Source organism: Lysinibacillus sp. GbtcB16, assembly GCF_019091145.1.
GTDB lineage: Bacteria > Bacillota > Bacilli > Bacillales_A > Planococcaceae > Lysinibacillus > Lysinibacillus fusiformis.
The window spans coordinates 1-2,694 of the sequence record NZ_JAGXJV010000037.1 but is presented as its reverse complement, the minus strand read 5'-3'; the positions used below and the strand labels follow the sequence as shown (position 1 = coordinate 2,694).

The window sequence follows — 2,694 nt, the reverse complement described above, 5'->3', positions numbered from 1 at the left end:
TTGGCTAACCTTTTTAGACAACTTCATTCCTATTCTAATAAGATTACTTGCGCAGCTGCATATTGCTTGGAATGCGTAATACTAACAAAACCATTGGCAATCTCCCCCTTAAAATATAAAACGGGTTTTCCAGCCTCTCCTCGTAAAATCTCCATATCATGAAGTTTACATTGTTCGCCAATGCCAGTACCCATCGCTTTCGAAAATGCTTCTTTCGCAGCAAAGCGTCCTGCTAAAAATTCTATTTTACGAGTTTCTGAGTAACCATCAAATAATTTTTTTTCCCTTGTTGATAAAATTCGGTCTTTAAATTTATCTGTACGCTTCATCGCTTTTTCAATACGGTCTATTTCTACAATATCAAGACCAATTCCCTTAATCATGTGACCTTCTCCTTTACCTATTTCCAACAAGGCATGTATAATAATTGTAAATTGAGGTGGAGCCATGTTTAGTAGAACAGAAAATTTTAAGCAATATACAAAGTATTACCCTGTTGTGTCAACGTTAATAGCAATCAATTTAATTCTTTATGTATTGTCTCTTTTACCCGGTGTAGGAACTCTTTTGTGGAATTACGGAATTCAAGCGAATTTCCTCGTTCAAAAAGGTGAGTGGTGGCGTGTATTCTCTGCTATGTTTTTACATGCAGGGTTTATGCATGTGTTTTTTAATATGTTTTCCTTATATCTCTTTGGACCAGAGCTTGAAAAAATTGCAGGTAAAGCCCGTTTTATTACAATTTATTTAGTATCGGGTATTGTTGGCAACATGGCAACCTACATATTCTATGATAGTAGTTATGCGAGCCTTGGTGCAAGTGGAGCTATTTTTGGAATTTTTGGTGCTTTTGGGGCATTAGTGTACTATACACGTAGAACAATGCCAATGCTTCGTAAGCTTATTTTACCAATCATCATTATCAGTGTCATTATGACTTTTCTTCAACCGAATGTAAACGTTTTTGCACATTTAGGTGGGCTGGTAACCGGATTCATTCTAGGGCTTATTTATTTACATCCAAAAAGAATTTTAAGCTGGCGCAAACAAAAAATGGCGGGTAGACCATAATTTAAGAGAGGAGCAGCACCATGGGTTTTAAATTAGATCCCATGGCACTGCTCCTCTTTATATGAATCGCTTTTTACAGGACGACCGTCGCTTCATTGGCCATCTTAATTTTTTTCCATTCAGCTGCCGTTATACCATAAACCACTTGGTCTACATGATGATCATACAGCCACTCCGCATCCCTTAATCGCCCTTCTTCATGAAAGCCCAACACTTTTGGAATCGTACGGCTGCGAATATTTCCAACTGCTACCCGTACTTCAATACGATGTAGCTTCAAATAATGAAAGGCATAATCAATTAATGCTTTCATTGAATTTGTTACAAGCCCTTTGCCTACAAACTCATTCCCTAACCAATAGCCAATACTTGTCCATTTATGTTGCCAGTTGATTTGATGATACCCAATGACACCCGCGAGCTGTCCATCATAGTAAATTCCTGCCTGTATCCCATCGTTATCAGCGTATTGTTGCATAGCCTTTTTTACAAATGCCTCTGTATCTTTAACTGTTTGAACACCATCTACAAAAGGTAACCATTCACGTAATGTATTCCTTGAACGATCAGTCAATGTAAATAAATCATGAACATCACTTAAATCCAATAATTTCAAATAAGCGTCTTCATTAATATCATATTTAAACATAGTCCCCACCCCTTTTGTTCTATTTATTTTATTATAAACTTCATTACCAAATATTTGTATGCAAAAAAGCTAATCCTTCCATAAATTTGAAAGAATTAGCTTTGCATTTAATGTTCATACCAAGATAATATTGTTTCAGCATCTCGTTGTTCCAGACTCGAAACTATACCCGTTGTACCGGATGCTCCAGACATGACTGTTGCTTTTATAGACATAACATTTTTTCTTTTTTGAAAATACGATTGTGTACTTCCCATCGATTGTATACGCTTTTTCTCCACTATCAATGTGATTCGACTGAATACTCTATATTGTAAAGCCAGTTGCTTCCCATCTATTTGATAGCCTGCTGTTTTGTGCTGCCAAACCCCAAGTAATATCGTTAATGGTATTAATAGCAATGACAATAAACCATACGGGTAGAAGAAATAAATACATGCACCAATAATAGGGACAAGCCAAATAAAATCTATGCGGTAAAAGAAAGGTCTTGCTTTTTTAGGTGATCGAGTAAAGGAAGGATTCCAATTCATATCTGGAAAAAGATCCTCTAATGTCTGCATACAATCTTGTTTCTTAATGAGTGGGAATAAGGTAATTTTTTTATCTTTCCCCTCTTCACCGTTACCTCCAGCACTTTCAACAACAACCGTTGCAAAGCCCGTTAATTGACGTAATGGATTTTCAACAATACGAATAGCCTGGATTCGGTTTAAAGGTAAGGCTATACGCTTTTTCTCTAAAAGTCCTTTAGTTATGATCAGCTTATCTTCTTCGATACGGACTGTATAATCATAGTAATTAATCAGGGTAATAAGGACAGAAACAACCCAGGCTACTATTAAAATTAACATAACTGATATCGCTATTAAAAAGGCCCCGACTTTCACAAAATCAGCCAACTCATGGAAAACAGTTTCATAAGGAATAATATCTGAAAACTGAGAGGCGATAGCAGCAAGACCAGATAACAC

At 36.4% G+C, this 2,694-nt stretch carries 4 protein-coding genes; 1 reads left to right on the top strand and 3 read right to left on the bottom strand.

The window, feature by feature from the left end:
- Positions 1-29 precede the first annotated feature (29 nt).
- A complete protein-coding gene (gene acpS, locus KVT27_RS22970; protein ID WP_036121028.1) occupies positions 30-383 on the bottom strand; it encodes a holo-ACP synthase in 354 nt (117 codons plus the stop codon).
- A 64-nt stretch (positions 384-447) separates the two neighbouring features.
- Here acpS and KVT27_RS22965 point away from each other — a divergent pair, with 64 nt between their 5' ends.
- Positions 448-1,071: a rhomboid family intramembrane serine protease gene (locus tag KVT27_RS22965; protein WP_036121030.1), complete on the top strand. Its 624-nt coding sequence runs from the start codon at positions 448-450 to the stop codon at positions 1,069-1,071.
- Positions 1,072-1,144: 73 nt separating this feature from the next.
- Here the strand turns inward: KVT27_RS22965 and KVT27_RS22960 are convergent, their stop codons facing one another.
- Together KVT27_RS22960 and KVT27_RS22955 are read right to left on the bottom strand one after the other, a co-directional pair.
- Complete coding sequence (locus KVT27_RS22960; RefSeq protein ID WP_036121033.1) at positions 1,145-1,720, bottom strand: GNAT family N-acetyltransferase; 576 nt, start codon at positions 1,718-1,720, stop codon at positions 1,145-1,147.
- Between the two features lie 107 nt (positions 1,721-1,827).
- The coding region (locus KVT27_RS22955; protein ID WP_217582008.1) for a PH domain-containing protein at positions 1,828-2,694 on the bottom strand (867 nt) is incomplete at its 5' end.

What these genes read in the sequence shown, in the direction of transcription:
- KVT27_RS22965 (WP_036121030.1), top strand. Translation starts at nt 448, where the DNA reads ATGTTTAGTAGAACAGAAAATTTTAAGCAATATACAAAGTATTACCCT.
- KVT27_RS22960 (WP_036121033.1), bottom strand. Translation starts at nt 1,720, where the DNA reads ATGTTTAAATATGATATTAATGAAGACGCTTATTTGAAATTATTGGAT.
- acpS (WP_036121028.1), bottom strand. Translation starts at nt 383, where the DNA reads ATGATTAAGGGAATTGGTCTTGATATTGTAGAAATAGACCGTATTGAA.